Genomic DNA, 25,956 nt, shown 5'->3' with positions numbered 1-25,956 from the left:
AATGTCATTTCGCAGAGGCTGGCACAATCCTCAACGCATCCGCATCACACCCGCGCAGACCCTGACAAGAGATCGGCAGTAGTCCATCCTTCGCCAGACAAACCTCAACCGCCGTCAGACGCTTGTTCTCGCAGCTCACGACCACGCTTCCTTGCGGAAACGAAGGATTAGCCTTCGCAAACATATCGAGAATATCTTTCGGCCTCAACGGCTCCTCATGCTTCAGATCACGCAGCTTCTTCGGAATCCTCACCGAATGAAACGCCTGATGTTCCAATCCAAAGAACTCCTCCGGCGACATCGTTGTGCAAGTCCCATGCTTGCTCCACTCGTGATCCAGCAGCGGAAGGTCAGGAGTGATATCTAAATTCTGCTCAGGGTGCGCCGGCCCAGGCCTCTCACCGCAGTTCACCGGATACGATCCGTCATAGTTCTGCGGCCACAACCCATGCAGCACGAATCCTCTTGGCGCCTTGCACTCCGAACTCGCCCCTGGAACCGAACAGAACTCCGGCCCCCACGCAAGATTCATCAGGTAAAAGTCGAACTTCCCGGGCTCGCCCTTCTCTTGAGCACCGCTACTCAAACAAGAAATCAGCAAGGCCAACAATGGCAGACAGACCGTCGCAAAACGCCGCACAGAGAAAGTCTTCATCAACCAACATGCTAATGCAGCATCTACTAACCAACCCAAACCCAACACGCTACAATCACGAACAGCATGATCGCCCACCTTCGCGGACGCCTCCTCTCAAAGTCTCCCAATCAAGCCATCCTCGAGTGCTGCGGCGTAGGCTACGACGTCACCATTAGCGTCGCCACCTTCTCCGCTCTCCCCAACGAAGGCGCAGAAGCCACGTTCCACATCCACACCCACGTCCGCGAAGACCAGATCGCCCTCTTTGGCTTCTCCGAGATTCAGGAGAAGCGTCTCTTCGAAAAACTCCTCACCATCTCAGGCATCGGCCCCAAGCTGGCCATTACGGTCCTCAGCGGCATCGACGCCGGCCGCCTCATCACCGCCATTCGCTCCGGCGACCACGCCACCCTCACACGCATCCCCGGCATCGGCAAAAAGACCGCCGAGCGCGTAGTCCTGGAACTAAAAGACAAGCTGGACGATCTCGCCGTAGCCATCCCCACCACCACCGGAGGCCTCACCACGGCCCGGCAGGCGACGATGCCCTCTCCGCCCTGGTCAACCTCGGCTACCCCCGCCCCATCGCTCAGAAAGCCATCGAAACCGCCATCGCCAAAGACCCGGCCGCCGCCCACGACTTCGAAAGCCTCTTCCGCGCCGCCATGGCCGCCATCCGCTAAACGCCATGGCCCATCTGCGACTCATACCCATCCGCCGCTCTTTCGATTCAACTACTCTCAGATCCGTCATCTCGACCGAAGCGATAGACGGTCTCATCGTCTGTCGCGTAGTGGAGAGACCCCCGTATTTCGCTTTTTGTTCTTTTTCACCCCAAAAATAAACTTCAAAAACCTGTCACGTTTTTCGCAGCTCCAGAACCTGCATCTCCAGCCACGCAAAACACCACAACCACACCACGCTTCACCATCCAAAACACCACGTTTCGCAACCAAAATTTGCAAAAACCCCAGCAAAAAGAACCCTCCACCACGAGCAAAAAAATCTCTCCACAAAAATCAGACGGCCTCGAAACCGTTTGAGCGGTTTCGAGGCCATAAGTTCGCAGACGGCCCGTAAGCCGAATTCTGTTTTAGACGATCATTCCTCTACGCGACGCATTACTGCGGCGCTTTAGCAACCTACCCGCAAGTTTCGGCTCCCTCCACGGCGTTCCCGCCGTTTCAAGTCTCTCCGCCTGGGCGCATCGGGCCGATACGCTCCCGCCGCCTGAAGAGAAGCGGCAAGATCCCTGCCTATTTGGTCTTGCTCCGTGTGGGGTTTACCCTGCCGCGTCCATTACTGGCCGCGCGGTGCGCTCTTACCGCACCTTTTCACCCTTACCTCAGGCCGCTTGCGGATTTACCGAGGTAAATCACCAGCCTGGGGCGGTTCGTTCTCTGTTGCACTTGCCGTCCAGAGGTCTTGAAACCTCCGTCCCGGACGTTATCCGGCACACTGCCCTGCGGAGTTCGGACTTTCCTCCCCGCCCAACACCTTACGGCCCGGGCGGCAGCGATCATCCAGCCGCCTGCGTCTCCAAGTGTATCTCACGGAGGCGAACCAAACCCGCTCTGTTGCGTATTACAGAGCAAGGGAAGTCTCGCTTTGGAGACCACCGGCTGATAGTCTCAAGCGTACTCAAGGTAGATAAGGCGATGGAGTTCAAAGAGGCAATCAAGATTGCGCTGCAGTCGCTATGGGCGAACAAGCTGCGCTCGGTGCTGACGCTGCTCGGCGTCGTCATCGGCGTGGCCAGCGTAATCGCGGTCGTCACTCTGGTAAACGGAGCAAACGTCTACGTCGCCAGCAAGGTCAACAAGTACGGTGCAGATGTCTTCACCATCAGCAAGCAGCCACAGATCATTACCAGCTACGACCAATACCGAGCCTTCCAGAAGCGTAAGAACATCCTGCTTGACGACTACAAGAACGTCGCGGACAACTGCAAACACTGTACCGACATTGGAGCTCAGCAGACCTCTGTCGGGAAGATCGTCTACGGAACGAAGTCGAGCACCGACACGGTCATTCGTGGCAACACGTGGTCGATGCCGGAGATGCAGAACCTGAACATCGTGCAGGGACGCGGGTTCACTCCTACCGATGACGAGCATGCGTCGCACGTTGCGCTGGTCGGCTCCGACATTCAGGAGAACCTGCTTGGCGGCGACGATCCCATCGGCAAGGAGATACGCGTCGATGGCGTTCCCTACATGGTCATCGGGCTCGGCGAAAAACAGGGAAAGACGCTTGGCCAGAGCCAGGACAACTGGGTTGCTGTGCCCCTGTCGACCTTTCAGAAGACCTACGGTACAGCGAAGACTCTGACCATCTACGCCAAAGCGGGCGCGGGCGCGAATGCTTTGGAGATGGCGACCGATGAGGGCCGGCAGTTGATGCGCTCGGAGCGGCATGACCGGCCGGGCGAGGATGACAGCTTTACGCTCGAGACCAGCGATACCTTCGTTGGCCTCTGGAAGAGCATCAGCTCCGGCTTTGAAGCCGTTGCTGTTGCGATCGCGGGCATCTCGCTGGTGGTCGGCGGCATCGTGATCATGAACATCATGCTGGTAAGCGTCACCGAGCGCACTCGCGAGATCGGCGTTCGGAAGGCGCTTGGGGCGAAGCGGCAGGACATTCTGATTCAGTTCCTGATCGAGTCTGCTTCCATGGCGCTTGTTGGCGGACTGATCGGAGTGATCGGCGGAATGGGTGTTGCGCAGATTGTGACAGTTCTGCTTGGCTTTCCATCGTCGATTGCGATCTGGAGCATCTTCGCCGGGCTGGTTGTTGCTACGAGTACAGGGATCTTCTTTGGCGTCTATCCGGCGCGCAAGGCCGCAGAACTGGATCCGATCGTTGCACTGCGCGCGGATAACTAGGCCGGTTCTCAGGAGGCTTCGATGAACATCAGCGATCAAAGGGAAGCAATCAGAATGGCGCTGGATACGCTGCGCGCGAACAAACTGCGCTCCGGCTTGACCATTCTCGGGATCGTGATTGGCGTGATGACTGTAATCACGATCTCTTCGGTGATCAATGGGTTGAATGGCCAGGTTTCGGGCATGGTGGAGGCGATGGGGACCAATGTTCTCTGGGTGTTTCGCTTCCCGGTGATCGGCGTTCGTCCGACGACCGAGATGCTGACTCGGAAGCAGTTGACGATGGATGACGCGAATGCAATGGCGATGTTGCCGCATGTCTCTGGAGTCTCTCCTTCGCTGCGTTACACGAACTTTCAGTTCAATGCGGGTACCGTGACAGCGAAGTGGGGGACTCACAAGGTTGAGAGCGTATCGCTGGAGGGAGATACGGCGTCGTCGAAGGACGTGTATGACTGGGATATTCACAAGGGGCGATACTTCAACGACGGGGATCAGGAGCGCACTGCGAATGTGACGGTGCTGGGTTACGACACGGCAAACGACCTCTTCGGGGAAGAGGATCCTATCGGCAAAGAGGTACAGATTGAAGGGTTGACCTTCACGGTCGTCGGCACACTCGAGAAGCAGAAGGCGGCCTTCGGTGGCGGCAAGAATCCCCAGGACAACTATGCCTACTTTCCGATTACGACCTTTCACAAGCTTCATCCGGAGGTGCTGGATTACTGGATCAGTGTGAAGTTCGACGATCAGAAGAATAAAGCCCTGGTGATCGACGAGATTACAGACCTGTTGCGGCGGCGCAGGAAGGTGCATAACGAGCAGGACGACAACTTCGCGATCTTTGGAGCGGACTCGATTACGCGGTTGTGGAATCAGATTACGGGAAGCCTGTTTTTGCTGATGTTCGGCCTGTCCGCGGTTGGCTTGATGGTAGGTGGCGTGGGTGTGATGAACATCATGCTGGTTAGTGTGACGGAGCGAACGCGCGAGATCGGCGTACGCAAGGCGATCGGGGCGACCAAGCGAATCATTCTGATGCAGTTCACGCTGGAGGCCATTACGCTGTGCGCTCTGGGCGGCGTAATTGGGATCATGCTGGGCAGTATTCTGGCGTTTGGGCTGCGGTACATTCTGTCGTCCACTGTTTCGGCGTTGTGGGTACTGACTGCTTTCATCTGTTCGTGCGGGATTGGACTGGTCTTCGGCATCTATCCGGCGTGGAAGGCGGCGAACCTGAATCCGATTGACGCTCTGCGCTATGAATAAGTGGTAGGCGGCAGAGCTTGGCATGACGGTTGCGAGTCGGCGCGCGCCTGTTCGGTAGACTACTGAGATGGCCATCACAATTGAGGCGATCACGACGCTGTTGACACTTGCCGGGCTCGCCTATCTACTGCTGGCGCTGTGGGGGAGCCGAGACTTCGCGCACTATTGGCGGCGAAAGGGCGTCGATGCCGGCTTTGCCCCCGACGTTACGATTTTGAAGCCGGTGAAGGGCGTGGACCAACGCATGTATGCGGGTCTTGTGAGTCACTGCCGGCAGCAGTATGCGGGCAACTTCGAGATTGTCTTCGGCGTAAGCAGCCTGGACGATCCGGCGGTTGGTGAGATCGAGCGGCTGCAGGCTGAGTTTCCCGCGTGTGCAATCCGGTTGGTGGAGTGCCGGGAGCGGCTGGGTACCTCGGGCAAGGTGAGCAACCTGGTGCAGATGCTGCGCGAAGCCCGGTATGAGCATGTGCTGATCAACGACAGCGATATTCGGGTCTCTCCGCAGTATCTGACGCGGGTAATGCAGTGTTTTTCGGACGCGAAGGTGGGCATGGTGACGGCTCCTTATGTCGGCCGCACTGCGGAGGGCGGCAGCGGCCTGACGGTGTGGTCGCGGCTGGAGGCTTTGGGTATTTCGACCGATTTTCTGCCGGGTGTGCTGACGGCGCGCAAGCTGGAGGGCGGGATTCGGTTTGGGTTGGGATCGACGCTCGCTACCAGCAAGAGCGTGCTGGCGAAGGCCGGGGGTCTTGAGCCGCTGACGGAGTATCTGGCTGACGACTACGAGATGGGCGCGCGTGTCGCGGGGCCGGGTATCGTGTAGAGCTTGCCAATGAGGTGGTGGAGACGACTGTGCCGGAGTATCACTACCGCGGGTTCAAGGACCACCAGCTGCGCTGGGCAAGATCGACTCGGGATTCGCGCAAGCTGGGTTATCTCGGTCTGGGGATTACCTATGCGGTGCCGTGGGCGATGATGACCTGCATTGCGAGCGGGCTGGCGCTGTGGAGCTTTTTCTGCTGAGTGTGGTGCTGCTGGCGCGGGTGGCGGTGGCCCTTTCGGTGGGTGTGGGAGTGCTGCACGATGAGCAGGTGCTGCGCGACCTGTGGCTGCTGCCGCTGCGAGACTTTTTGGGCTGGGCTTCTGGGCGTGGAGCTTCGCTGGCGATACGGTGGTGTGGCGCGGAGAGCTGTTCGCGCTGCGGGATGGACGGATTACCCCGGTGCCTCCTGTCGGTTTTTGAGTGGAGGGCGGTCTTCCTATGTCTGGATTGCACAATGGTTATCCCGTAGTTGCCTGCCCGGTGGTGTACCCCCCGGGGGGGGTATTTCACGATAAAATCTTTAAAATGAGTGACATAGCATTTTCGACATTTCGTAAAATATTCCATTCAAAAGGGTTACGGCTAAATATTTCTTTCTAAAAGGGTTAGCGGCAATTTGCAAATTGAAACGAAAAAGCCCCGGGATGGTCATGATCGCCGGGGGCTTTTATTCTGCTCTATCTTCAATGATAGCGGACTCGCCATAACTCATGCGCCACGTGGATCTCGTTGATAGGGAAAGAGATGGATGGAATCGGGGCTTGACAGAAGAATTTGGCGTAAAACGGAGGTTGAGCAGCCGTATCCTCCCAGATTCCGGGAAGACTCTCAGACCGAGCTCGTAACTTCTTACCAGCCGACTTTTCGTTACTTGTCGAGGCGAAAACGACGGCCCACTTTTCTATGAGTAGACCCGATGCTTTATAGCGACCCACGCCTAATCGTTCAGCGACAACATCCTGAGAATCTCCTTCTCCAATGCCGGCCACGACGGTCCAAAAGGCGTCGCAATCTCGAAGTGACCAAGATCGGCGAAGCTGATCAGACTCACCTTCTCGTTGCTTCTTCTCGCAGCTTCTACGTAACTCTCTCCCAGGTAGATCGGGTAGAACTCGTCGCGCCGTCCCCATACCAATGTTTGTGCCACACCCAGAGGCAGCTTGGTGATCGCCGACGTATCGGAGTATCGCTGCGGAACTTCTGTGGGAGTCCCCCCAAGCATCTCTTCCACCACGGCTCGTCCACCACAAGCGCGCTGAAACGGAAGGACAGCCGCCATATCAGCGGGACCGGCAAGATCGATAACTCCGCGCAGCGGCAAAGGATCAGTCACGTAGATGGCGCTGCCTAAAGGCACGTGTCCGCGCGCTGCCGCCCACAAGGCCAGTTGACCTCCTCCCGAGTGTCCGATCACTATCACACGCTTCAGGTCTAATTTTTTGCTTGCAGCAATCGAACGCAGATGATCGATACCCTTTCCCACATCGAGATATGTCCCCGGCCATCCAGCGCCCGGCTGCCCCAACCGCCGATATTCAATGTTCCACGTCGCTACACCTTTCGCCTTCAGCGCATCGCCAATCGGTCCCATCTCGTGCAGATTCGAGAAGTCTGCCCGCCAGCAACCTCCGTGAATCAGGATAACGACAGGATGTGGTCCTGGTCCGGCAGGCACTCGGAGTTCGCCAAACTGATCGATCTCCTTGCCATAAAGAATACGTTCGTCCGCCGCTTTGGTTGGTAATGCCTGAAACTGTGTGGGTGTCATCAGACCGCTCGGTGTCTGCGCCAGGCAACTGATCGCGAAGAGAATGAACGCCATGAACCTCGTCATCTGCGCACCGCCACAGCCGCATTTCGTTGAACAACGCCTGTAGATCGGCCCATCAACGTCAGCGGCCCGACTAGTCGATTCTCGGTATTAATAGACTACTACCGACAAACGCGCATCTCGTCATTTTCTACTGGATTGTCGGCAACTCGGAATGGACAGCGATGAGCTGAAGCCTGAGTATCTGGGTTCGTAACAGTCCCCCACCGGTGTTTCCGACCCTCGATAGATGAAACGTGCAAGCGTGTTGGTGTAGAGTGTTTTCGCGTCGAGGGCATAGAGGTCGGTATGAGATTGGTGCGCATCAGCCCGTGTAACAGTCGGACCCGGAACCCCTTGAGCACCCCGGATTGTCGCCACGGGCAGTTTACCGCCCCGGAGCACGCTTTCTAGATTTCTCCGATCGGGGCTCCACGCCAGCGGCGCAGAGGAGGAAGCGATGGAACTTCTGCATCCGCATTGTGCTGGTCTGGATATTCACAAGGAGACGGTGGTGTCCTGCGTTCGTCATTTGAGGAGCGGCAAGGTGACGACAGAAATTAAAACGTTCAAGACAACCACGGAGGAACTGATAGCTCTCTCCGATTGGCTTGCAACGGAAGGTTGTACGCATATCGTCATGGAAGCCACCGGCGTCTACTGGAAGCCGGTCTGGCATATTCTCTCCGACGGCGAGTTCGAATTGGTGCTGGCCAATGCGGGCCACGTCAAAAATGTGCCGGGGCGCAAGACCGACGTTAACGACGCCGTCTGGCTAGCCGAGCTCATGGCCCATGGACTGGTCAAGGCGAGCTTTGTGCCCGACGAACCAACCCAGCAAATGCGCGATCTGCTGCGTACCCGCAAGCAGTTCGTGCGCGAGCGCAGCAGTCATATTCAGCGCATCCAGAAGACGCTGGAGGACGCCAACATCAAGCTGGATTTGGTGGTCACCGATGTTCTGGGTCTCTCTGGCCGCCGTATCCTCCAGGCCCTGATCGCTGGCCAGACCGTTCCCCAGGCGCTAGCCACACTGGCAGATCGGCGGATTCAGGCCACCTCGGCGCAACTGGAAGCGGCGTTGCGTGGCAGGGTGACGGATCATCATCGCTTTATGCTGAAGCTGCATCTGGATCAGATCGATGCCCAGGCCGCGGCCATCGCGCGCATTGATAAGGAGGTCGACGGCAACGTCGAACCCTTCGGGTCGCCCTCGAAATGCTGAACGGCATTCCTGGCGTCAGCTCACTTTCCGCCGAGGTGATCATCGCCGAGATCGGTGTCGATATGAGCCGCTTTGAAACCGCCGGTCACCTGATTTCCTGGGCTGGACTCTGTCCCCGCAACGATGAAAGCGCGGGCAAGCGGCGCTCCAGTCGAATGAAGAAAGGTGCGCCGTGGCTCAAGACCACTCTGGTGCAATGCGCCTGGGCGGCCGCGCGCACCAAGGACAGCTACTTCCATGCTCAATACCACCGCCTGCGCAGCCGCCGCGGCCCCAAAAAGCTATCGGAGCCGTAGCCTCCTCCTTGCTCACCACCGCCTACCATATGCTCAAGTCTGGAACCCTCTACCAGGATCTCGGCGCTAACCACTTCAACCATCGCGCCAAAGACAAGCAAGCCCTTCACCTCATTCACCGCTTAAAGAACTTGGGATTCAACGTTCAAATCACGCCATCGCCAGCCTAATCGAAATTCTGTTTCTTTCTAGTCTCCTCTGCACTTCGCCGTGAGATGAGACTGCTGGGTTCCGGTCGAGATGATGATTTCGCAGGAGGTTTGAGGCAGGCCTTCCTAGATGCCTACTGCTTCTTTCCGATGATGCCGGAGATGTGCTGTCCCGCGTTGGCTGGCATGATTCTTGGGCGGGCGGAGGGGGCGACCTCGGCGGCGAGGTTGGGCGGCCAGTAGGGGTCGGTGGCGGCGATGGGGCCTAGTGGGACGTCGGCGATCTTGGTGCTGATTGCGGTGTTCATGGTGTCGATGAAGGTGTTGGCGACTACGGCGTATCCGACGTTGGTGGGGTGAATGCCGTCGAGTGCGAAGATGCCGCCGAGGAAGCTGGAGGTGCCGGTGAAGCCGTTGATGGTGACGCCATTGGTGAAGGCTTGGTTGAAGAGGGCGTTGATGTCGACCAGGGTTGCGTTGGCGGCTTTGGCCTGGGCGGCGATGACCTGATTGAAGGCGGTGACCTGGGCCTGAACGGTGACGACCTCGGCGGCGGAGAGTACACCGGCATCGTCGATGGGGCCTTTCTGCATTCCTCCGAGGATCAGCGGGATCTCGGCGGTGCCGGTGGGGTTGACGAGGTCGCCGGGGACGATGCCGAGAACCTGGCTGAGGACGGCTGTGGGAACGCCGGTTTCGGCGGAGACTTCGCCGAGGACGAGTGCGGCGGGGGTGAGGTAGGGGACCCTGGTGACGTCGGGGATGTTGCCGATGACGAGGTGAGCGGGGGTTTTGGTGGTGAGCTCGGTGATGAGTGCCTGGTACTGGCTGGTGAAGTTGGCGACGGAGGTCATGCTGGCGGGCATGCCGGTTTCGTCGGCGACGAGGGCATCGTTGTTGCCGATCCAGAGGAAGATGGTGGTGGGCTGGGCTTTTACGGCGAAGGAGGCCTGGCTGTCGGCGACTCCGTAGCCGAGGCCGGGGAAGCCGAGGACGAGCTGGTTGAGCTGCTGCTGGCCGGGTGCGGGGTTGACCAGCGGGACGGTGTTCATGACGTCGTTGAGCAGGGCTCCGGGGACGGCGAGGTCGGTGACCTGGGTGGCGAAGTTGTCGCGGCCGGTGGTGACGCCGGGGACGGGCGCGATGACGGGCGGGGGTCCGAGGGAGACGAGTTTGAGGACGTTGGGGGCGCCGGGGTAGGCGATGAGCGGTTGAACGATGTTGAAGCCGGCCTGGGCGGCGAGGACTGGGGCCCAGCCGTGAACCTGGGTGGTGTCGAGGAGGGAGCCGCTCTGGAAGCCTGCGGTGAGGGAGTCGCCGAGGAAGACGGTGTTGGAGAAGTTGCCTGCGTTCTTGGCCTGCTGAGCCTGGAGGTCGGCCAGCTCTTTGGAGGAGCTGCTGCCGTTATTGTTGCAACCGGCGAGAGAGAGGTGAGGGCAGTGGTGAGGCTGAAGTGCAACAGGACTGAACGGCTATTCATTTTCATGGCGACGAACGAACCCCTTGGAGACGTCGCGGACTCCGGGTGGAGGCGCGGCGGGTGTGCTTTCTGCAGACGTGGCTTTGTATCACACTCGGGGTGCGATGGGGAACAAGGGGTATTTGGAGAGGTATCTGCCGGAGTGGGCGGCGACGGTAGGATAGGGATGTGAAGAGCTGGGTGGAGATTTCAGAGCGGCGGCTGGCGGGGAACTACGGGCTGCTGAAGGAAGCGGCGGGTGGGGATACCGCGGTGCTGGCGGTGGTGAAGGCCAATGCGTATGGGCATGGGGCGGCGGTGTGTGCTCCGGTGCTGGCGAGGGCGGGCGCGGAGTGGCTGGGTGTGACCGATGTTGAGGAGGGTGCGGCGGTACGGGAGGCTCTGGCGGGGGCCGGGATCTCGCGGGCTGAGCAGCCGGAGATTCTGGTGATGTCGGGGTTGTTGCGCGAGGATGCGGGGGATGTGATTCGGCATGGGTTGACGCCGGTGGTTTGGTTGAAGGAGCAGATGGAGTGGCTGGTGGAGGGGGCGGGGCGGAGCGGCGGTGCGGCGGTGCCGGTGCATGTGGAGGTTGATACGGGGATGGCGCGGCAGGGTGTGGTGGCCGGGCCGGAGCTGGATGCGCTGCTGGGGTGGGTTGGGGGGAGTCCGGGATTCGGGTGGATGGGGTGATGACGCACTTTGCCTCGTCGGAGGTGGCGGGGTCGGCGCAGACCTCGACACAGCGGGGAAGGTTCGAGCGGTCGGTGCGGATCTTTGCGGCGGCAGGGTTGCGGCCTGCGTGGGTTCATGCGGGGAACTCTTCGATGATGGATAACGAAGGGGTACGGAATGTGGCCTGGCTGCGGGGGGTGGCGGGGATTGCGGGGGCGCGGTCGATGGTGCGGGCCGGGATTGCGCTCTATGGGTACTGTCTGCCGATTGAGGGTGAGGGCCAGAGTGAGGTGCGGCAGGAGCTGCAGCCGGTGATGGCGTGGAAGACGCGGGTGATCGGGTTGCGCCGGGTGCAGGCGGGAGAGACGGTTGGGTATAACGGGATCTTTGTGGCGGAGCGAAGGATGCGTCTGGCGCTGCTGCCGGTGGGATATGCGGATGGACTGCGGCGGGAGCTTTCGGCTTCGAATGCGCGGCCGGGGGGTGGGCGGTGGTGCAGGGGCAGAGGGTGGCGATTGTGGGGCGGGTGTCGATGAATCTGACGATTGTGGATGTGAGCGGGATTGAGGGGATTGCGCTGGGGGATGAGGTGGTGGTGCTGGGCGATGGCGTGACGGCGGACGATCATGCGCGGCTGGCGGGCACGATCGCTTATGAGATTGTGTGCGGGGTGCAGGCGGCGCTTCGGTGTGGGGTTTGAGGGTTCGCCCTGCGCGGGCGGCGGTCACTTCGTGACTTGTATACCCCTTTGGTTGGCGCTCCCGTTGGTCGCGAAGGAAGGATCTTGTGCCGACCATCGGAAGGCCTGGGCGAAGCCGGTATATGCGTCACGAAGTGACCGCGGCCCGCGCAGGGCGCCCCGTCCGGCAGGACAGAGCTTCGATCTAAGTTTGGGTTTGGTGTTCGCTGACGAAGGCGAGCATCGTGGTGTTGAATTGGTCGGGTCGCTGAAGCGGTGCGAAGTGGCTTACTCCGTTCAGAAGGATGAGTTTTGCGTTTGGGATGTTGTGGGCGAGGTACTCGGCGTGTTCGTGCTTGATGAACTCGTCCTGTTCGGCCTGGACGATGAGGACGGGGACCTTGATTTTGGAGAGGTCGTGGGCGGTGTAGTTGGGTTGGGACTTCATCATGATGCCGACGGCCTCGGCGAACTCGTGGAAGTGGTCGGGTGTGGCGGAGAGTTGAGCGTAGTCCTGCAAGTGACGGGAGAGGCAACGGGAGAGCAGGGGGTTGCGTTGGTTGATTTGTTTCAAGCCGCTGGGGTCCATGTTGCAGCCGAAGAAGAATGCACCGGTGACGCGAGTGGGGCCTGTGCGGCGACGACGAGAGCGATGCAGGCGCCGTCGCTCCAGCCGATGAGAGATGCACTTTCGAGGCGCAGGGTGTCCATGACGGCGAGGACATCGGAGGCCATGAGCTCGTAGGTGTAGGGGCGGGTGTCGCGTGTGCTGCGGCCGTGGCCCCGGCTGTCGATCAGGATGACGCGCTGGCCAGCTTCGAGGAGCGCGGGGATTTGATAGCCCCAGTTGCCGCTGTGGCCGAGGCCTCCGTGGAGCAGGATGACAGGCGAGCCGGAGCCGTAGGTCGCGTACCAGATGCGGGCTCCCTGGTGTTCGACGTGGCCGTGGTCCTCGAGCGGTGGGAGTGCGGCGCCTTCGCCTTCGAACCTGGTCAGGTCGTCGTCACGGATCTCTAACTTCATTTCCACGTGCACCTCCGTCGGGTAATCGTTGCAGGAGAAGTCTATCGTTCTGGTGCGGTGGCAGCCATTTGCGTGCATGGCATGTGGGCCGTTAACATCAGCTAAGAGAAACGAGAGGAAACACTTCATGGAATCCATCAGCACAGCGCGTCGTACCGAAGATATCGCGCTCGATCTACTCAAGTTCGTTGCATCGCAGGCTAATGTTGGAAGCAAGTCGGCCGGGTCGACCGGTTTTGGTCTGCCGAGTTCGCCGAAGAGTGACGAACAGGTGACACATCTGCTTGATCTGTATGCCCGCTGCCGCGAGGCGGTTGAGGCTCCGGTCGAAAAGAAGTAGTGGCCGAAGAAGGTGTAGCACGGACGCAGGCGCTGCGGGTCGCGGTGGTTGGGGCGGGAGCCTTCGGGCGGAATCATCTGCGGGTGCTGCGGGAGCTCGAGCAGGCGGGGCAGGCGGTTGAGCTTGTGGCCGTGGTGGATCGGGATTCGGCGGCTGTGGCTGCGGCGTCGGAGAAGTTCGGTGTGCCGGGCTTTGAGACGATCGAGGCTTGTCTGGCTGCGGTTGGGCGGCTGGATGCTGCGTCGGTCTGTGTGCCGACGGTGCATCATGCGAGTGCGGCTGCGCCGCTGTTGGCGGCTGGTGTGGATCTGCTGATTGAGAAGCCGCTGGCGGCCAGTCTTGCTGACGCGGATTTGATTCTTGACCTTGCTCGCAAGCATGGACGCGTGGTGCAGGTGGGGCATCTGGAACGGTTCAATCCGGCGGTGACGGCGGCGCGGGAACATCTGCATAAGCCGATGTTCTTTGAGGCGCACCGGCTGAGCATCTTTACGCCACGTTCGCTGGACGTGGATGTTGTGCTGGATCTGATGATTCATGATCTGGATATTGTGCTGAGCCTGGTGGCTTCGCCAGTGCGCGAGGTGCGGGCGGTGGGGCTGCCGGTGCTTTCGCGCAAGGTGGATATCGCAAATGTGCGGGTAGAGTTTGAGAATGGCTGTATTGCGAACTTTACGGCTAGCCGGGTGAGTACGGAGCGGGTGAGGAAGCTGCGGTTCTTTCAGCCGCATCAGTATCTCTCGCTGGATTTTGCGCGGCAGGATCTGTTGATGATCGATGTGACGGCGGCGGCGGGGATGGATCCAGCGATGCTGGCTGCGATGGCGGAGAAGGCACAGCAGGCGGGGGCGCAGTTGGGTGGACATCCTTCGGCGGGGCTGTCGTTGAAGAAGGTGTCGGTGGAGTTGGGCGAACCGCTGCGGCTTGAGATTGAGGCTTTTCTGCGGGCGGTTCGGGAGCGCACTCGGCCGTTGGTCTCGGGGAGGATGGGCGCGCTGCGCTTGCTTTGGCGCTCGAGATCAATGAGGCGATTGCAGGGCATGCGGAGCGGGCGGGGTTGCAGGACTTTATGTAACTGCAGAATTTCCTGTGACGCTGGATTTTCTGGTTGAGTACGCCCTGCGCGGGCGGCGGTCACTTCGTGACTTGTGTACCCCTTCGGTTGGCGCTCCCGTTGGTCGCGAGGAAAGATCTTGTGCCGACCATCGGAAGGCCTGGGCGAAGCCGGTATACCCGTCACGTAGTGACCGCGGCCCGCGCAGGGCGCCCGTCCGGCAGGACAGAGCTTCGATCCAGCTGGTTTTCCCTTATTGGAAAAGGTGGAGATCGTTCGCTGAGTTTGGTGGATGCATCGTCCGGGGTGCGGTATGTTTGCGGAAGGAGCATGCGGGTTTGATTCTTTGTCTATGAGAACTTCTCGAGTTGTGGTGTTTGCGTTGTGGATGGGGCGGATTGCCCTGGCGGTGACTCTGCTTTCGGCGGTGGCGGATAGATTTGGGTTGTGGGGGCCGCATGGTTCTCCACGAGCGGCATGGGGTGACTGGGCTCACTTTGTGGCTTACTGCGGGGTGTTGAACAGCTTTGCGCCGAAGGCGTTGGTTCCAGCGCTGGCGTGGATCTCGACGGGGCTCGAGACTGTGTTTGGATTGGGGTTGCTGATTGGGTACAAGCTGGAGTATGTCGCTTATGGATCGGCTGGGCTGTTTGCGCTGTTCGCGTTGGCGATGACGTGGAGTCTTGGAGTTAAGGCGCCGCTGGACTACTCGGTGTTTGCGGACGCGGGCGGCGCGTTGTTGTTGGGGGCGCTGGCTTCGGTCGTGAAGAGCGAGGGACGATCGGAGCGCGGCTCCTATGTGGTGGCCGATGCCAGGGAGCGCTGGGCGGAAGATTAAAGCCGATCTCGCATCGCTGCAGATGTTGCCGAGGACAAAAGCAGATTCCTCCTCCTGTCGACTACGCTCAGGGTGCGGAACTACAACAAACGTGTTGCGGGCTGACGAGAAATGTGCGGTTGAAAGCCTCTTCGTGACGGGGGATTTGCTCTAGTCGGCCAGGGTGATGACGACTTTGCCATAGCCTAGTTTTTGCGGGATGGTCTTGGCGTAGGCTGATGCGGCTTGGTCGAAGGGTACGGCTGCGTTGACGAATGTCTTCAGCGATCCGGCGTCGAGCAGCTTCGCGATCTCGATGAGTTGAGTCTGGCTGGGCTCGACGATGAAGAAGTGATCTTTGGTGCGGGGATCGGTGCTGGTTTCGGCGTCGCCGGCGATGGTGACCATGCGGCCTTGGTGCTTGAGGAGTGGCCAGGAGAGGTCGCGGGTCTCGCCGCCTACGGTATCGAAGACTACGTCGATGTCGTGGACGAGGTCTTGAAAGCGGGCGGTCTTGTAGTCGATGACCACGTCGGCTCCGAGTTGCTTGACGAGGTCCAGGGTGGGGGTAGAGGCGGTAGCGATGACGTGTGCGCCGTGACGGTGGGCGAGCTGGACGGCGAAGAGGCCGACGGCTCCTGCTCCGCCGTGGACCAGGACGCGCTCGCCTGGTTGCAGCCTGGCGTGATCGAAGAGACCCTGCCATGCGGTAAGGGCGCCGATGGGGATGGTTGCGGCCTCAGCGTGCGTGAGGGTAACGGGTTTGGGCGCGATGCTGGCAGGCTGGGTGAGGCAGAATTCAGCGGTAGCGCCTTCGGCGAACCAGTCGTTCATTCCGTAGACGGGCTGGCCGATCGTGAAGCCGGTAACGTCTTCGCCTAATGCTGCGATGACGCCGGAGAACTCGTGGCCTGGGATTGCGTTTTCTCGTGGTGTTCCGGCTTTGGTGTGGGTGGTAGGGTACCAATCGACTTCGGTGACGTTTACGCCTGCGGCGTGCACGTGGATGGAGACCTCTCCTTTGCCGGGTGTTGGCTGAGGCGCGCGGCCGCGGTGGAGGGAGATCCTTCCGGGGATTGAGAGAGTTGCATCGCTTTCATGTGTCACCTTTTGCTGAGCTGAACTATGGATGTGGGTGGGTGTTTTCTGGATGCAAGCGATGCGGTCGGCATGGGTTTTGATGGGTTCGGTGCAGAGAGGCAAAAGCGGGTCTCTCTACTGCGTTGTTCACGACTGTGAATAGCTTCGCTTGAGATGAACGGATTCTGTTGGCTGTGGGAATGAAGATAACCGCAGATTCCTTCGCTCCGCTGCGGAATGACAACAAAAGAGCAGGCTGCGGATGACAACAAAGAGCAGGCTGGCAGAAGCGCTACGAACCAACGTTAGCAACAGCGACCGGGACGGAGGTTAGTCCATTTTTTGATGGGGACGTTGTCTGGGATTTTGAGTTCGAACTGGTCGTCTTCGAGTTTTTGATTGAGTGTCAGTTTGGTGATCGTCAGGGTGAGGGTGTATTGGTCCTGGGGGCGCGCGATCTCGATCTTCATGGGGAAGGGGTGTCGCCGAACTTCTGGTAGTTGCTGTAGAAGGCGCGTGTCACGATGGTACCGTCGGGGCCGTAGATGTCCTGCTGATAGGGCAGCAGATTGGCGCGGCCGATGTGGATGACGCGAACGGCGTGGGCGGTCTGGCCTTTAGGCTGCGCCAGAAATTCGAGGTCGTAATCCTGTTCCTCGATGAGATCTTTCTTGTTTTTTCGTTTGCGACGACGCGCGTGTCCTGGGTGAGCGAGACGACCTGGTCCGGGCCGAGACCTTTGATCAGAAGCGAGTCGAAGAAGACGGCGGGACGCAGATTTTCCAGGCCGTTGGTGGATGGTTTTGTGACCTCGCTGGTGCCGGTCATCGCAAGGTTTCGCCTGGGGACCCAGAACTTCCAGATTTTGCCGTCGCTGACCATATCGAGCGCTACCGAACCGAGAAAGGGGACGCGGAGCAGGACGCGGAGGTTTTGCGGCTTTCTGAGGAAGATGTATCCGCTGAAGCTGGGATACCGGGTCTCTTTGCCCTGGCGGCCGCCTCCGGTGGTGGCGACGATCTCGATGCTCGCGTTCATGGTTTGAACGGCGCCGAAGCGGACGTCGACTTGTTTGAGGAGATCTTCCAGCTCGGCGTTGAGTACGACGTCGGCGGGGCGCGTCTTGGGGACGATGCGGGTATGGGTCAGGCAGCCGGTCAGCGCCGGAGCCAGCCCAATGATTGCGATCGCCGCCGCTTGTTTTATCCTCATGAGCACAAACTTCAAGTATATCTTTCCCGGCTCGGTTCCTCTGATTCAGGCCGTGACGCGGTTTTTCTAGTGTTCCGTATACGAATTGGATGTCTTGAGGTTCCGATGCGCTTCTCAAACTTCTCGGCTAAAGCGAGGCTGGCTAAGGGGTAACTCCGGTTCCGGAGAGCTGTTGCTTTTGGGCTTGACGGTAGGACTGAACCTGCTGGGCGTGCTCCTGAAGGGTGGCGGAGAAGCGGGTGTGTCCTGAGGCATCGCTGACGAAGTAGAGGTAGTCGGTGCGGGCTGGACGCATTGCGGCTCGGAGGGCGGCGACGCCGGGGTTGGCGATGGGTCCGGGGGCAGGCCGGCGTGTTTGTAAGTGTTATAGGGCGACGGGGACTGGAGATCGGAGGCGTAGATGGTGCCGCGCCAGCGGTTGTCGAGCAGGGCCGCGTAGATGACGGAGGGGTCGGTGGCCAGGGGAATGCGTTTGTCGAGACGATTGACGAAGACTCCTGCTACGAGCGGGCGCTCGGCGTCCTGGCGGACCTCTTTCTCGATGAGGGAGGCCATGATGACGGTCTGGGGCACGTTGTTGATGAGGCCTAGTTGGGCGGCCTCCTGGTGAAAGCGGCGCACCATGGCGGAGAGGATCTGGAGCGGGGTGGCGTGGCGTGAGAACTGATAGGTGTCGGGAAAAAGATAGCCTTCGAGAGAGACGGGGGCGGTCCGTCGGTGGTCCAGGCGGCGATGAGCTCGGTGTGCTGGCGTTCGGCGGCGAGGAAGGTGTCGCGGGGGCCGAAGCCTGCGGCCTCGGCTGCCTGGGCGATGTCGAAGATGTTGAAGCCTTCGGGTATGGTGAAGGCGCGGGTGTAGACGTCGCCGTGGAGGATGCGCTGGTAGACGTCGGTCATGGGAAGCTGGCCATCGAACCGGTACTCGCCGGCTTTGAGGGTGCCTCTCATCTTGAGCCGGAGGAGATAGAAGGCGTAGCGGCTGCGGATGACGCCGCTGCGTTCGAGCTGTGCGGCGATGGTCTCGGTGCCGGTGCCTGGGGCGATGTCGACGAAGGTCTCGGTGGAGGGGCCGTAGGGCAGGTAGATGACGCCGGCTGCTACGGCTAAGGCGATGAGTAGAAGCAGAAGGAGGATACCGAGAAACTTCAAGTGCGCTCCGTGTTTTCTGGCGGGGAATGGTCAGCGTCAGGTTGCCGACGGGCTTCGGTGGTGTCGTCCGGCTCGTTACTCTCATTTTACGGCTGACTTTTACGGCTGGCTCTTTAACTGACGGAGGAGTGGACGCTCAGTAGACTCAAGTTTGAGACTACCGATGAAGATCTGAGGGTGGACCTCACTCTGAACTGGTGGCGACTATGTTGATTTTACGGTCGTTTGTTGCGGCTCGGGGGCGTTCGCAGGGCGTGGGCGGCAGGCGGGAGAAGGCTCGGGGATGGTTTTGCGGCCCGCCATCGTATAATCGAATTTTGATCAGAGAGCGTTGCCGCGCGAAGGGTTGCGTGCTCGCCAGTACCATCCGGAAGGCCCCATGCCAGAACAAGTAAAAAAGAGGCTTGCAGAAGAGATCAAGTTGCTGGAGCACGAACTCACCACCGAACTCCCTGCTGAGATCAAGAAGGCCGTCGCACTGGGCGACCTGAGTGAAAACGCCGAATACCATATGGCCAAACAGCGCCAGGTCTTCGTCAACGCCCGCCTGGGTCAGTTGAAGAAGCGGATGGGCGAGCTGGCGATGGTGAATCTCGTCAATATCCCCAATGACAAGGTTGGGTTCGGCTCGCGCGTGACGGTCTTCGACTCCAGCAAGGATGAAGAGATTAAGTATCAGCTGGTGACGAGCGAGGAGTCGGATGTGTCCAAGGGGTTGATCTCGACGACTTCGCCGATCGGCCGGGCGCTGCTGGGCAAACAGGTTGGCGATGTCGCAACGGTGATTACGCCGAACGGCAAGCGCGAACTTGAGATCCTCCAGCTGCTAACCATTCACGACGCCCCCGAGGAAGATTAAACACACGGCATCGCATGCGTGGGGTACGTGTGGCGATGTGATAACGAGGAAGCGGTAAAGACGGGGATTCGCCCCGGAGGACTAGTTTTTTGACCTGGACAAGCGCATTCGGCAAAGGCAGCGGCTGGTTGCTGCAGAAGATCGTGAACGGCCTAGCGCTGACCCGCATCTCGCCAAACGCACTGACATTCATTGGTCTGGTGATCAATATCATCGCCGCGTGCTTCTTTGGATTTGCGCGCCCCTCTAACGCCAACCGGATGTTTGCCTATGCAGGGCTGATTATCATCGGCGCCGGCGTCTTTGACATGGTCGATGGGCGGGTGGCGAGGAAGACGAACCAGGTTTCGGTGTTTGGCGCGTTCTTCGACTCGGTGATGGACCGGTACTCGGATGTTGCGATCTTCTTTGGGCTGCTGATTTATTACGCGCGCGGGAACCGGTTGTTTTATGTGGGGCTGGTGGCGTTTGTGATGACGGCGTGCGTGATGGTGAGCTACACCCGCGCACGGGCTGAGGCGTTGATTGGGACGTGCAAGGTGGGTTTCATGGAGCGGCCGGAGCGCATTGTCTGCGTGATTCTGGGTGCGCTGTGCAACCGGTGGGGCGTGATGGCTCCGGCGCTGTGGGTGCTGGCGCTGTTTGCGACATTGACGGTGATTCACCGCATCCGCTACACCTATCTGGAGACTGAGCGCAGGAAGCTGCTGGCGGCGCAGGCTAAATAGGCGAGCGGCACACGCGGTTACGATCGAAGATCTGTCCTGCCGGACGGGCCCACTGCGCGTGGGGCGGTCACTTCGTGACGTGTATACCGGCTTCGCCCGGGCCTCTCGATGGTCGGCACAAGATCTCCTCGCGACCAACGGGAGCGCCAACCGAAGGGGTACACAAGTCACGAAGTGACCGCCGCCCGCGCAGGGCGCACTCCCGCACTTAGACAATATGTCGATACAGCCTAAGACAGGATCCGCTGGATGAGGTTGGTCTTTGCGAGGTCGATGATCTCGTCGCCTCGTCCGCTGAAGACGCTTTTTGCCATGTAGAGCGAGAAGCCTTTCATCTGGTCGAGACTGATGTGCGGCGGCATGGAGAGCTCCTGTCGATTGACCATGACTTCGATCAACGCAGGTCCTGGAGTTGCGAACGCTGTCTTCAGAGCGGCCTCGAGATTGTTCGGTTTGTCGACGTGAACGCCGTGGATGCCGATGGAATTGGCCAGGTCGGCGAAGCTGGGGTTGTCGAGGTCGGTTGCGTAGTTGACGATGCCGCCGGCCTTCATCTCGAGCTCGACGAAGGCGAGAGCGCCGTTGTTGAAGACGACCATCTTGATGGGAAGCTTGAGCTGGCGGAGGGTGAGCAGATCGCCGAGCATCATGGCGAGGCCGCCGTCGCCGGAGAGCGTAACCACCTGACGCGTGGGGAAGGCTGATTGCGCGCCGATCGCTTGTGGAACCGCGCAGGCCATCGACCCATGCGAGAAGGAGCCGAGGAGACGACGGCGCCCGTTCATGGTGAGATAGCGAGCCGACCAGACGGTGGGAGTGCCTACGTCGCAGGTAAAAATCGCGTCATCGGCTGCGAGCTGGTCGATGAGTTTCGCGACGTACTGCGGGTGGATGGGGGTCTTGTTTTCGTCCGGACCGGCCAGCTCGGTCAGGCCTTCGCGGACTTTTTTGTAGTCTATTGTCTTTGCGTCGAGATGGGCGCGGTCCGTCTTTTTGTGAGCAGAGGAAGGAGCGCGGAGAGGGTGTCCTTGATGGAGCCGACGAGGCCGAGATCGACCTTGGTGCGGCGGCCGATCTGGTTGCCGCGCAGGTCGATCTGAATGACCTTTGCGTGCCTAGGGAAGAACTGTGGGTAGGGAAAATCGGTTCCGAGCATGAGCAGGACGTCGCAGTCTTCCATGGCGTGGTAGCCGGAGCTGAAGCCGATGAGGCCGGTCAGTCCGACGTCGTAGGGATTGTCGTACTCGATGTATTCCTTGCCGCGGAGTGCGTGAACGATCGGCGATTTCAAGGCTTCTGCGATGGCTATCAATTCTTTGTGCGCGCCTTTGCAACCGGCTCCGCCGAGGATGGTGATGTTTGTTCCCGCGTTGAGGATCTCTGCGGCATCGCGTAGCTCGTCGTCGTTGGGACGGATGAGGGGCTTTGCGCTCCTGATGGGTGCGAGGGTGTGTTCGGCGGGGGCGTTGTGCAGGAGGATGTCGCCGGGCAGGACGATGACGGAGACGCCGGAGAGGTTGATGGCGGTGCGCATGGCGATCTCAAGCACGCGCGGCATCTGTTCGGGCACACCGACCATCTCGCAGTAGTCACTGCACTCTTTGAAGAGATTTTGCGGGTGTGTCTCCTGGAAGTAGTTGGTGCCGATCTCCGCACTGGGGATGTGCGCGGCGATGGCGAGAACGGGGACGCGGCTGCGATGGCAGTCAAAGAGGCCGTTGATGAGGTGCAGATTGCCGGGTCCACAGCTTGCTGCACAGACTGCGAGGGAGCCGGTGAGATGCGCGTCGGCGCCTGCGGCAAATGCGGCGACCTCTTCGTTGCGCACGTGGACCCATTCCATGGTGCCGTCTCGACGTAGCGCGTCGGTAAAACCGTTGAGAGAGTCGCCCGGAAGACCGTAGATGCGTTTGACGCCGGCGATCTTGAGGCTTTCCACGATCAGGTCAGCGATTGTCTTTGCCATATCTTCCTCGGTTTCTCTGCAGGTCTCATAACAAGCGAACTGAATGGAATGGGATGGTCTAAATCCCGTAGACTTGGATGCGATGAGTGTTCAACCAGTTCTGTTAATTCATGGCGGTGCGTGGGCGATGCCCGATGATGCAATTGCCGCCCACGAGGATGGCATCGCGAACGCGCTTGCTGCCGGTTATGCACTGCTCGAACGAGGCGCTGCCGCGGTGGATGCCGTGGAGGCCGCGGTCGCGGTGATGGAGGACGATGACACCTTCGACGCGGGGCGTGGGTCGTTTCTGACACAGGATGGCCGGGTGCAGATGGACGCTCTGCTGATGAATGGCGAGAACCTACGCACCGGCGGAGTGGCGTGCGTGGAGCGGCTGCGGAATCCGATAAGGGCGGCGAGGCTGGTGCTGGATAAGTCGCCGCATGTGTACTTTGTCGGGACGGGAGCTGAGAGGTTTGCGCGGCAGCATGGCATGGCGCTTTGCGACAACACAGAGCTGGTGGTTCCGCGGGAGCGGAGCGGCTTTATAAGGCTCAGGCCGATGAGCTGGCGGGGTTGCCGGATGAGACCTTTTCGGGGAGTCTTGAGTCGCACGATACGGTGGGTGCTGTGGCGCTTGATTTTCATGGAAATATTGCCGCTGGAACCAGTACAGGCGGCACGCTGAATAAGGCTCCGGGGCGGGTGGGGGATTCTTCGTTGATCGGGTGTGGCTGCTATGCAGACAATCTCTCGGCGGCGGTGTCGCTGACGGGTTGGGGCGAACCGATTATGAAGCTGGTGCTGGGCAAGTGGGCCGTGGATCGTGTGTCGGCTGGGGCTAGTCCTGACGAGGCTGCGCACGAGGCCATCGATTATCTGTACAACCGGCTGGGCGGGCACGGCGGGATTATTTTGCTGGGGCCAGATGGACGCGTGGGGATGGCGCACAATACGCCGCGCATGGCGTGGGGACTACAGACGCCTGCAGGGAGACAGCTGGGCGTGACTCGCAACTAGCGCCAGTTGAATGCTGCAGAGCGGTGTAGGCAAAGCGCTCAAAACAGGGATATTCGGGAGCCGAATTTAAGAGGGATTGCACAGGTAACCCCGCCGTCCCCGGTTTCCTCTTGCCTACTGAATGATCATTCATGTAGAACATCGCGTCGTTAAAGTTGTCGGTCGGGCCGTCGCCAACGGAGTTGGGGCTGGCTGACACAATGGGAGCAACACGCATGTTCAATTTCAATTCGCGGCTTTTTTGTTTCAACGCTCTGGCCGCTGTTCTTCTTCTGGTGTGCTTCTCCACCGTTCTGCAGGCCCAGAACATCTCGACGGCGCAGCTCAACGGTACTGTTCACGACCAGACCGGAGCTGTGATTCCCAACGCGGCTGTGACGATCTCGGATGACTCGAAGGGCTTCTCCCGTTCGACGACTACAGATGCACAAGGAAACTACCGTCTGCTGCTGCTGCCGCCAGGTAGGTACACCGTAAAGGCGACGGCCAGCGGCTTCAACACGTATGTCAGCGAGAATGTGATTTTGACGACTGGCGAACAGGCCGAGCTTCCGCTCTCTCTTGCAGTGGGTACGACGCAGATTGTTACGGTTAGTTCAGGTGCGGACATCGTCGAGACGCAGCGGAGTTCCCAGTCGACTACGGTGGACCAGCTGCGTATCGACAACCTGCCGACGAACGGACGCAACTACATCAACTTCACGTTGACCAACTCGCAGATTGCGCGTGACGCTGCGCCTTCGATTGGTGCGATCCCTACCTCTGGGCTCAACTTTGGCGGAGTTCGGGCGCGGTCTAACTCGATCAACGTCGATGGCGCCGATGCGGGCGACTATATCTCTGGCGGCACGCGGACGACGGTATCGCAGGATGCGGTGCAGGAGTTCCAGATCATTACGAATGGCTTTGCGGCGGAGTATGGCAGGGCATCGGGCGGCGTGGTTAATATTGTGACTAAGTCGGGCACAAATACCACTCATGGGAGCGCCTTCGGGTTTTTGCGCAATCGTTATATTCAGGCGACGAACCCCTTTTCGACCGTGAACCAGCCAGCGTATACGCGGGTCCAGGCGGGTTTTACTATCGGCGGCGCGATCATACCTGACAGGACGTTTTACTTCTTCTCGACTGAGATCACGCGGCGGCAGGAGAGCGGCTTTTCGGATATCGGCACGAACAACTTTGGGCTGACGAGCATCGACGTGAGCCGGTTCTACGGGGTTCCGGGCGGCGCGCTTACGATTCAGGGTACGCCGGAGCAGCAGGCGTTTCTGCAGAATGCAGGGGTTCCAGCGAACACACCGGGAATTCAGCAGTACATCGCTCTGGTGGGATCGGGATCGTCGCTGGCAACGACCGGGCAGAATCCTGCGTTTCTGCAGTCGACGATTGGCGCGAGGAACTTCGTGACTTCGGGCCAGGCCACACCAAGTTCGTTTACGCCGCTGAACAGCCTGATCGGAAACTTTCCGGTGACCGAAAAGACCGAGGTGTATTCGCTGCGGATCGATCACAAGCTGACCAGCAATCAGCAGCTGGTTCTGCATGGCAGCGCGAGTCCAAGCTACATTACGGGCATACAAGAGAGTGCAGCAAACCAGAACCTTGGCGAGAATTCTTTCTCGCGCACGGCTACCCAGAGCCTGCACGACTTTGCGATTGCGGCGCAGTATACGGTTCTGATCGGCAACAACAAGGTGAACGATCTGCGTTTCCAGTATGCGCGGCACCCGGTGCTATTTGCCAACACGAACTCACCTGGCGGAGGCAGCACCGCAGTGAATATCCCTGGGTATGCGTACTTTGGCAAGACTCCTTTTTCGATTGTGAATCGGATTGAGAATCAGAACCAGCTGCAGGACAACTTTACATACACACATGGTGGCCACACGTTCAAGGCGGGTGTGGATCTTCGGTATATCCCGATTAATCTGCTGCAGGGGCAGCTCTATGGCGGGGGCGACTATACCTTTGCTGGTCTCAATGCCACCGATATTTCGCCTTTGCTCGAAGGGCTGCCAGGGTTCTCGGCCGTTCAGGCTTATGGTCTGGGGATTCCGCAGTCATTTGCGCAGGGCATCGGACAAACGACGTACAAGTATGACCTGAAGACGCTTGGTGGTTTTCTGCAGGATAGTTGGCGCGCCACCAGCAGAATGACGTTGAACCTCGGGGTTCGGTATGACGTTGAGGCTTTCCCCACGCAGCTTGCTTTGAATAGCAATACGAATGAAGCCGAGAGGATCTACGGGATTCGCGAGGGCATTCGACTGCAACCTACCAACTTTGCCCCTCGCATTGGAATTGCCTATGACCTGCGCGGAGATGCGAAGACTGTGATTCGCGCTAACTACGGGCTGTTTTATGATCGCGCTCCTGGGAATCTTGAGTCGCAGTCGACCAGCTTCAATTCGGCCAAAGTTCCCCTGGTCATTCTCGGGGGTGGCGCTCCTTGCAGCATAGCGAGCCCAAATGGCGCGGCGAGTCCTCTGAACTTGAACGCTACGAATGCGTTTCAGGGATCGCTGGGGAACCCGAACTGCCTTGGCGCGAGTGCGGCGGGGGTGAACTATCTCGCAAGCCAACAGCGGTTCGATCCGAACAACCCGAACTCTGTCTTCGTCAACCAGAACTTTCTGGCGACGGGATTTCCTCTGGCGATTCTTCCTTCGGGCTTGCCTGCAGACCTGTTCTACAAGACGCCTTATGTGCAGCAGATGTCGTTTGGAGTGGAGCAGGACCTGGGCCACGATACTTCGTTGAATGTTGCATTTACTTCGACCGGGGGCGGCACCTGAACCGTCCTATCAACGTGAA

28 protein-coding genes, 1 other RNA gene and 3 pseudogenes are annotated in these 25,956 nt (G+C 59.6%); 19 read left to right on the top strand and 13 right to left on the bottom strand.

The genetic code is table 11. From position 1 onward, the window contains the following. Nucleotides 1–4 precede the first annotated feature (4 nt). Entirely contained in the window at nucleotides 5–655 is a 651-nt protein-coding gene (locus RBB80_RS05260; protein ID WP_433967218.1) for a ribonuclease T2 family protein, read from the bottom strand. A gap of 66 nt (nucleotides 656–721) precedes the next feature. On the opposite strand from RBB80_RS05260, the pseudogene ruvA reads away from it, so the two are divergent. Beyond that, nucleotides 722–1,084, top strand: a pseudogene (gene ruvA, locus RBB80_RS05255) (Holliday junction branch migration protein RuvA); the annotation flags it as partial. Between the two features lie 110 nt (nucleotides 1,085–1,194). After that, a complete protein-coding gene (locus tag RBB80_RS05250) occupies nucleotides 1,195–1,320 on the top strand; it encodes a hypothetical protein (RefSeq protein WP_433969510.1) in 126 nt (41 codons plus the stop codon). A 378-nt stretch (nucleotides 1,321–1,698) separates the two neighbouring features. Here the strand turns inward: RBB80_RS05250 and rnpB are convergent. Continuing rightward, nucleotides 1,699–2,172, bottom strand: an RNA gene (rnpB, locus tag RBB80_RS05245) — RNase P RNA component class A. 123 nt (nucleotides 2,173–2,295) lie between these two features. On the opposite strand from rnpB, the gene RBB80_RS05240 reads away from it, so the two are divergent. The 5 genes from RBB80_RS05240 to RBB80_RS05220 all read left to right on the top strand — a co-directional run bounded on the left by RBB80_RS05240 (nucleotide 2,296) and on the right by RBB80_RS05220 (nucleotide 6,086). Next, the gene (locus RBB80_RS05240; RefSeq protein WP_433967217.1) at nucleotides 2,296–3,522 is read left to right on the top strand and encodes an ABC transporter permease; all 1,227 of its coding nucleotides are present in this window, start codon (nucleotides 2,296–2,298) and stop codon (nucleotides 3,520–3,522) included. A 21-nt stretch (nucleotides 3,523–3,543) separates the two neighbouring features. Further along, nucleotides 3,544–4,791, top strand: a complete 1,248-nt coding sequence (locus RBB80_RS05235; protein ID WP_433967216.1) for an ABC transporter permease — start codon at nucleotides 3,544–3,546, stop codon at nucleotides 4,789–4,791. Nucleotides 4,792–4,858: 67 nt separating this feature from the next. Continuing rightward, complete coding sequence (locus RBB80_RS05230; RefSeq protein WP_433967215.1) at nucleotides 4,859–5,617, top strand: glycosyltransferase; 759 nt, start codon at nucleotides 4,859–4,861, stop codon at nucleotides 5,615–5,617. A 14-nt stretch (nucleotides 5,618–5,631) separates the two neighbouring features. Continuing rightward, complete coding sequence (locus RBB80_RS05225; protein WP_433967214.1) at nucleotides 5,632–5,817, top strand: hypothetical protein; 186 nt, start codon at nucleotides 5,632–5,634, stop codon at nucleotides 5,815–5,817. Further along, nucleotides 5,799–6,086, top strand: coding sequence for a hypothetical protein (locus RBB80_RS05220; protein WP_433967213.1), 288 nt, complete (start codon nucleotides 5,799–5,801; stop codon nucleotides 6,084–6,086). The genes RBB80_RS05225 and RBB80_RS05220 overlap by 19 nt, the downstream gene beginning before the upstream one ends. A gap of 468 nt (nucleotides 6,087–6,554) precedes the next feature. Here the strand turns inward: RBB80_RS05220 and RBB80_RS05215 are convergent, their stop codons facing one another. Next, a complete protein-coding gene (locus RBB80_RS05215) occupies nucleotides 6,555–7,451 on the bottom strand; it encodes an alpha/beta hydrolase family protein (protein ID WP_433967212.1) in 897 nt (298 codons plus the stop codon). Nucleotides 7,452–7,887: 436 nt separating this feature from the next. On the opposite strand from RBB80_RS05215, the pseudogene RBB80_RS05210 reads away from it, so the two are divergent. Further along, nucleotides 7,888–9,118, top strand: a pseudogene (locus RBB80_RS05210) (IS110 family transposase). Between the two features lie 113 nt (nucleotides 9,119–9,231). Here RBB80_RS05210 and RBB80_RS05205 read toward each other — a convergent pair. Further along, on the bottom strand, nucleotides 9,232–10,479 hold the full coding sequence (locus RBB80_RS05205; protein WP_433969508.1) for an SGNH/GDSL hydrolase family protein: 1,248 nt from the start codon (nucleotides 10,477–10,479) through the stop codon (nucleotides 9,232–9,234). A 266-nt stretch (nucleotides 10,480–10,745) separates the two neighbouring features. On the opposite strand from RBB80_RS05205, the gene RBB80_RS05200 reads away from it, so the two are divergent. Genes RBB80_RS05200 through RBB80_RS05190 form a run of 3 tightly spaced genes read left to right on the top strand, consistent with a single transcriptional unit; the run spans nucleotide 10,746 to nucleotide 11,931 of the window. Continuing rightward, on the top strand, nucleotides 10,746–11,249 hold the full coding sequence (locus tag RBB80_RS05200) for an alanine racemase (RefSeq protein WP_433967211.1): 504 nt from the start codon (nucleotides 10,746–10,748) through the stop codon (nucleotides 11,247–11,249). Next, nucleotides 11,249–11,767 (top strand): alanine racemase, encoded by a 519-nt coding sequence (locus tag RBB80_RS05195; RefSeq protein ID WP_433967210.1) that lies wholly within the window; start codon nucleotides 11,249–11,251, stop codon nucleotides 11,765–11,767. The genes RBB80_RS05200 and RBB80_RS05195 overlap by 1 nt, the downstream gene beginning before the upstream one ends. Further along, on the top strand, nucleotides 11,764–11,931 hold the full coding sequence (locus RBB80_RS05190; RefSeq protein WP_433967209.1) for an alanine racemase C-terminal domain-containing protein: 168 nt from the start codon (nucleotides 11,764–11,766) through the stop codon (nucleotides 11,929–11,931). The genes RBB80_RS05195 and RBB80_RS05190 overlap by 4 nt, the downstream gene beginning before the upstream one ends. Nucleotides 11,932–12,115: 184 nt before the next feature. Here RBB80_RS05190 and RBB80_RS05185 read toward each other — a convergent pair whose 3' ends face one another. Beyond that, complete coding sequence (locus RBB80_RS05185; RefSeq protein ID WP_433967208.1) at nucleotides 12,116–12,484, bottom strand: alpha/beta fold hydrolase; 369 nt, start codon at nucleotides 12,482–12,484, stop codon at nucleotides 12,116–12,118. After that, nucleotides 12,481–12,933: an alpha/beta fold hydrolase gene (locus RBB80_RS05180; RefSeq protein WP_433967207.1), complete on the bottom strand. Its 453-nt coding sequence runs from the start codon at nucleotides 12,931–12,933 to the stop codon at nucleotides 12,481–12,483. Before RBB80_RS05180 ends, RBB80_RS05185 begins: the two co-directional genes overlap by 4 nt. A 127-nt stretch (nucleotides 12,934–13,060) precedes the next feature. Here RBB80_RS05180 and RBB80_RS05175 point away from each other — a divergent pair, with 127 nt between their 5' ends. The 3 genes from RBB80_RS05175 to RBB80_RS05165 all read left to right on the top strand — a co-directional run bounded on the left by RBB80_RS05175 (nucleotide 13,061) and on the right by RBB80_RS05165 (nucleotide 15,165). After that, nucleotides 13,061–13,273 (top strand): hypothetical protein, encoded by a 213-nt coding sequence (locus RBB80_RS05175; RefSeq protein ID WP_433967206.1) that lies wholly within the window; start codon nucleotides 13,061–13,063, stop codon nucleotides 13,271–13,273. Continuing rightward, the gene (locus tag RBB80_RS05170) at nucleotides 13,273–14,385 is read left to right on the top strand and encodes a Gfo/Idh/MocA family oxidoreductase (RefSeq protein ID WP_433967205.1); all 1,113 of its coding nucleotides are present in this window, start codon (nucleotides 13,273–13,275) and stop codon (nucleotides 14,383–14,385) included. Before RBB80_RS05175 ends, RBB80_RS05170 begins: the two co-directional genes overlap by 1 nt. A 294-nt stretch (nucleotides 14,386–14,679) precedes the next feature. After that, nucleotides 14,680–15,165, top strand: a complete 486-nt coding sequence (locus RBB80_RS05165; protein ID WP_433967204.1) for a hypothetical protein — start codon at nucleotides 14,680–14,682, stop codon at nucleotides 15,163–15,165. Nucleotides 15,166–15,315: 150 nt separating this feature from the next. Here RBB80_RS05165 and RBB80_RS05160 read toward each other — a convergent pair whose 3' ends face one another. The 5 genes and pseudogenes from RBB80_RS05160 to RBB80_RS05140 all read right to left on the bottom strand — a co-directional run. Then, nucleotides 15,316–16,251, bottom strand: coding sequence for an NADP-dependent oxidoreductase (locus RBB80_RS05160; RefSeq protein WP_433967203.1), 936 nt, complete (start codon nucleotides 16,249–16,251; stop codon nucleotides 15,316–15,318). Between the two features lie 278 nt (nucleotides 16,252–16,529). Then, nucleotides 16,530–16,694 carry a hypothetical protein gene (locus tag RBB80_RS05155; RefSeq protein WP_433967202.1) on the bottom strand — a complete coding sequence of 55 codons (165 nt, stop codon included), beginning with the start codon at nucleotides 16,692–16,694 and terminating at the stop codon, nucleotides 16,530–16,532. Nucleotides 16,695–16,743: 49 nt separating this feature from the next. Next, nucleotides 16,744–17,436, bottom strand: coding sequence for a hypothetical protein (locus tag RBB80_RS05150; RefSeq protein WP_433967201.1), 693 nt, complete (start codon nucleotides 17,434–17,436; stop codon nucleotides 16,744–16,746). A gap of 114 nt (nucleotides 17,437–17,550) precedes the next feature. Next, nucleotides 17,551–18,162, bottom strand: a complete 612-nt coding sequence (mltG, locus tag RBB80_RS05145; RefSeq protein WP_433969506.1) for an endolytic transglycosylase MltG — start codon at nucleotides 18,160–18,162, stop codon at nucleotides 17,551–17,553. Between the two features lie 98 nt (nucleotides 18,163–18,260). Beyond that, nucleotides 18,261–18,584: pseudogene (locus tag RBB80_RS05140) on the bottom strand (endolytic transglycosylase MltG); the annotation flags it as partial. Between the two features lie 379 nt (nucleotides 18,585–18,963). On the opposite strand from RBB80_RS05140, the gene RBB80_RS05135 reads away from it, so the two are divergent. Then, nucleotides 18,964–19,443 carry a GreA/GreB family elongation factor gene (locus RBB80_RS05135; RefSeq protein ID WP_433967200.1) on the top strand — a complete coding sequence of 160 codons (480 nt, stop codon included), beginning with the start codon at nucleotides 18,964–18,966 and terminating at the stop codon, nucleotides 19,441–19,443. 89 nt (nucleotides 19,444–19,532) lie between these two features. Continuing rightward, entirely contained in the window at nucleotides 19,533–20,171 is a 639-nt protein-coding gene (locus tag RBB80_RS05130) for a CDP-alcohol phosphatidyltransferase family protein (RefSeq protein ID WP_433967199.1), read from the top strand. 230 nt (nucleotides 20,172–20,401) lie between these two features. On the opposite strand, the gene RBB80_RS05125 is transcribed toward RBB80_RS05130, so the two are convergent. Beyond that, nucleotides 20,402–20,956 carry a thiamine pyrophosphate-dependent enzyme gene (locus tag RBB80_RS05125; protein ID WP_433967198.1) on the bottom strand — a complete coding sequence of 185 codons (555 nt, stop codon included), beginning with the start codon at nucleotides 20,954–20,956 and terminating at the stop codon, nucleotides 20,402–20,404. A 170-nt stretch (nucleotides 20,957–21,126) separates the two neighbouring features. Continuing rightward, on the bottom strand, nucleotides 21,127–22,137 hold the full coding sequence (locus tag RBB80_RS05120) for a thiamine pyrophosphate-binding protein (RefSeq protein WP_433967197.1): 1,011 nt from the start codon (nucleotides 22,135–22,137) through the stop codon (nucleotides 21,127–21,129). Nucleotides 22,138–22,219: 82 nt separating this feature from the next. On the opposite strand from RBB80_RS05120, the gene RBB80_RS05115 reads away from it, so the two are divergent. The 3 genes from RBB80_RS05115 (at nucleotide 22,220) to RBB80_RS05105 (ending at nucleotide 25,937) form a co-directional block, all read left to right on the top strand. Beyond that, nucleotides 22,220–22,807, top strand: a complete 588-nt coding sequence (locus RBB80_RS05115; protein WP_433967196.1) for an isoaspartyl peptidase/L-asparaginase — start codon at nucleotides 22,220–22,222, stop codon at nucleotides 22,805–22,807. After that, nucleotides 22,750–23,139 (top strand): isoaspartyl peptidase/L-asparaginase, encoded by a 390-nt coding sequence (locus tag RBB80_RS05110; RefSeq protein ID WP_433967195.1) that lies wholly within the window; start codon nucleotides 22,750–22,752, stop codon nucleotides 23,137–23,139. Before RBB80_RS05115 ends, RBB80_RS05110 begins: the two co-directional genes overlap by 58 nt. A gap of 215 nt (nucleotides 23,140–23,354) precedes the next feature. After that, nucleotides 23,355–25,937, top strand: coding sequence for a TonB-dependent receptor domain-containing protein (locus RBB80_RS05105; RefSeq protein WP_433967194.1), 2,583 nt, complete (start codon nucleotides 23,355–23,357; stop codon nucleotides 25,935–25,937). Nucleotides 25,938–25,956 lie beyond the last annotated feature (19 nt).

The sequence above is a fragment of the Tunturiibacter gelidiferens genome, from assembly GCF_051013345.1.
GTDB classification, from domain to species: Bacteria; Acidobacteriota; Terriglobia; order Terriglobales; family Acidobacteriaceae; genus Edaphobacter; species Edaphobacter gelidiferens_A.
The sequence above is the reverse complement of the archived record's forward strand: the minus strand, read 5'-3'. Positions and strand labels throughout refer to the sequence as shown.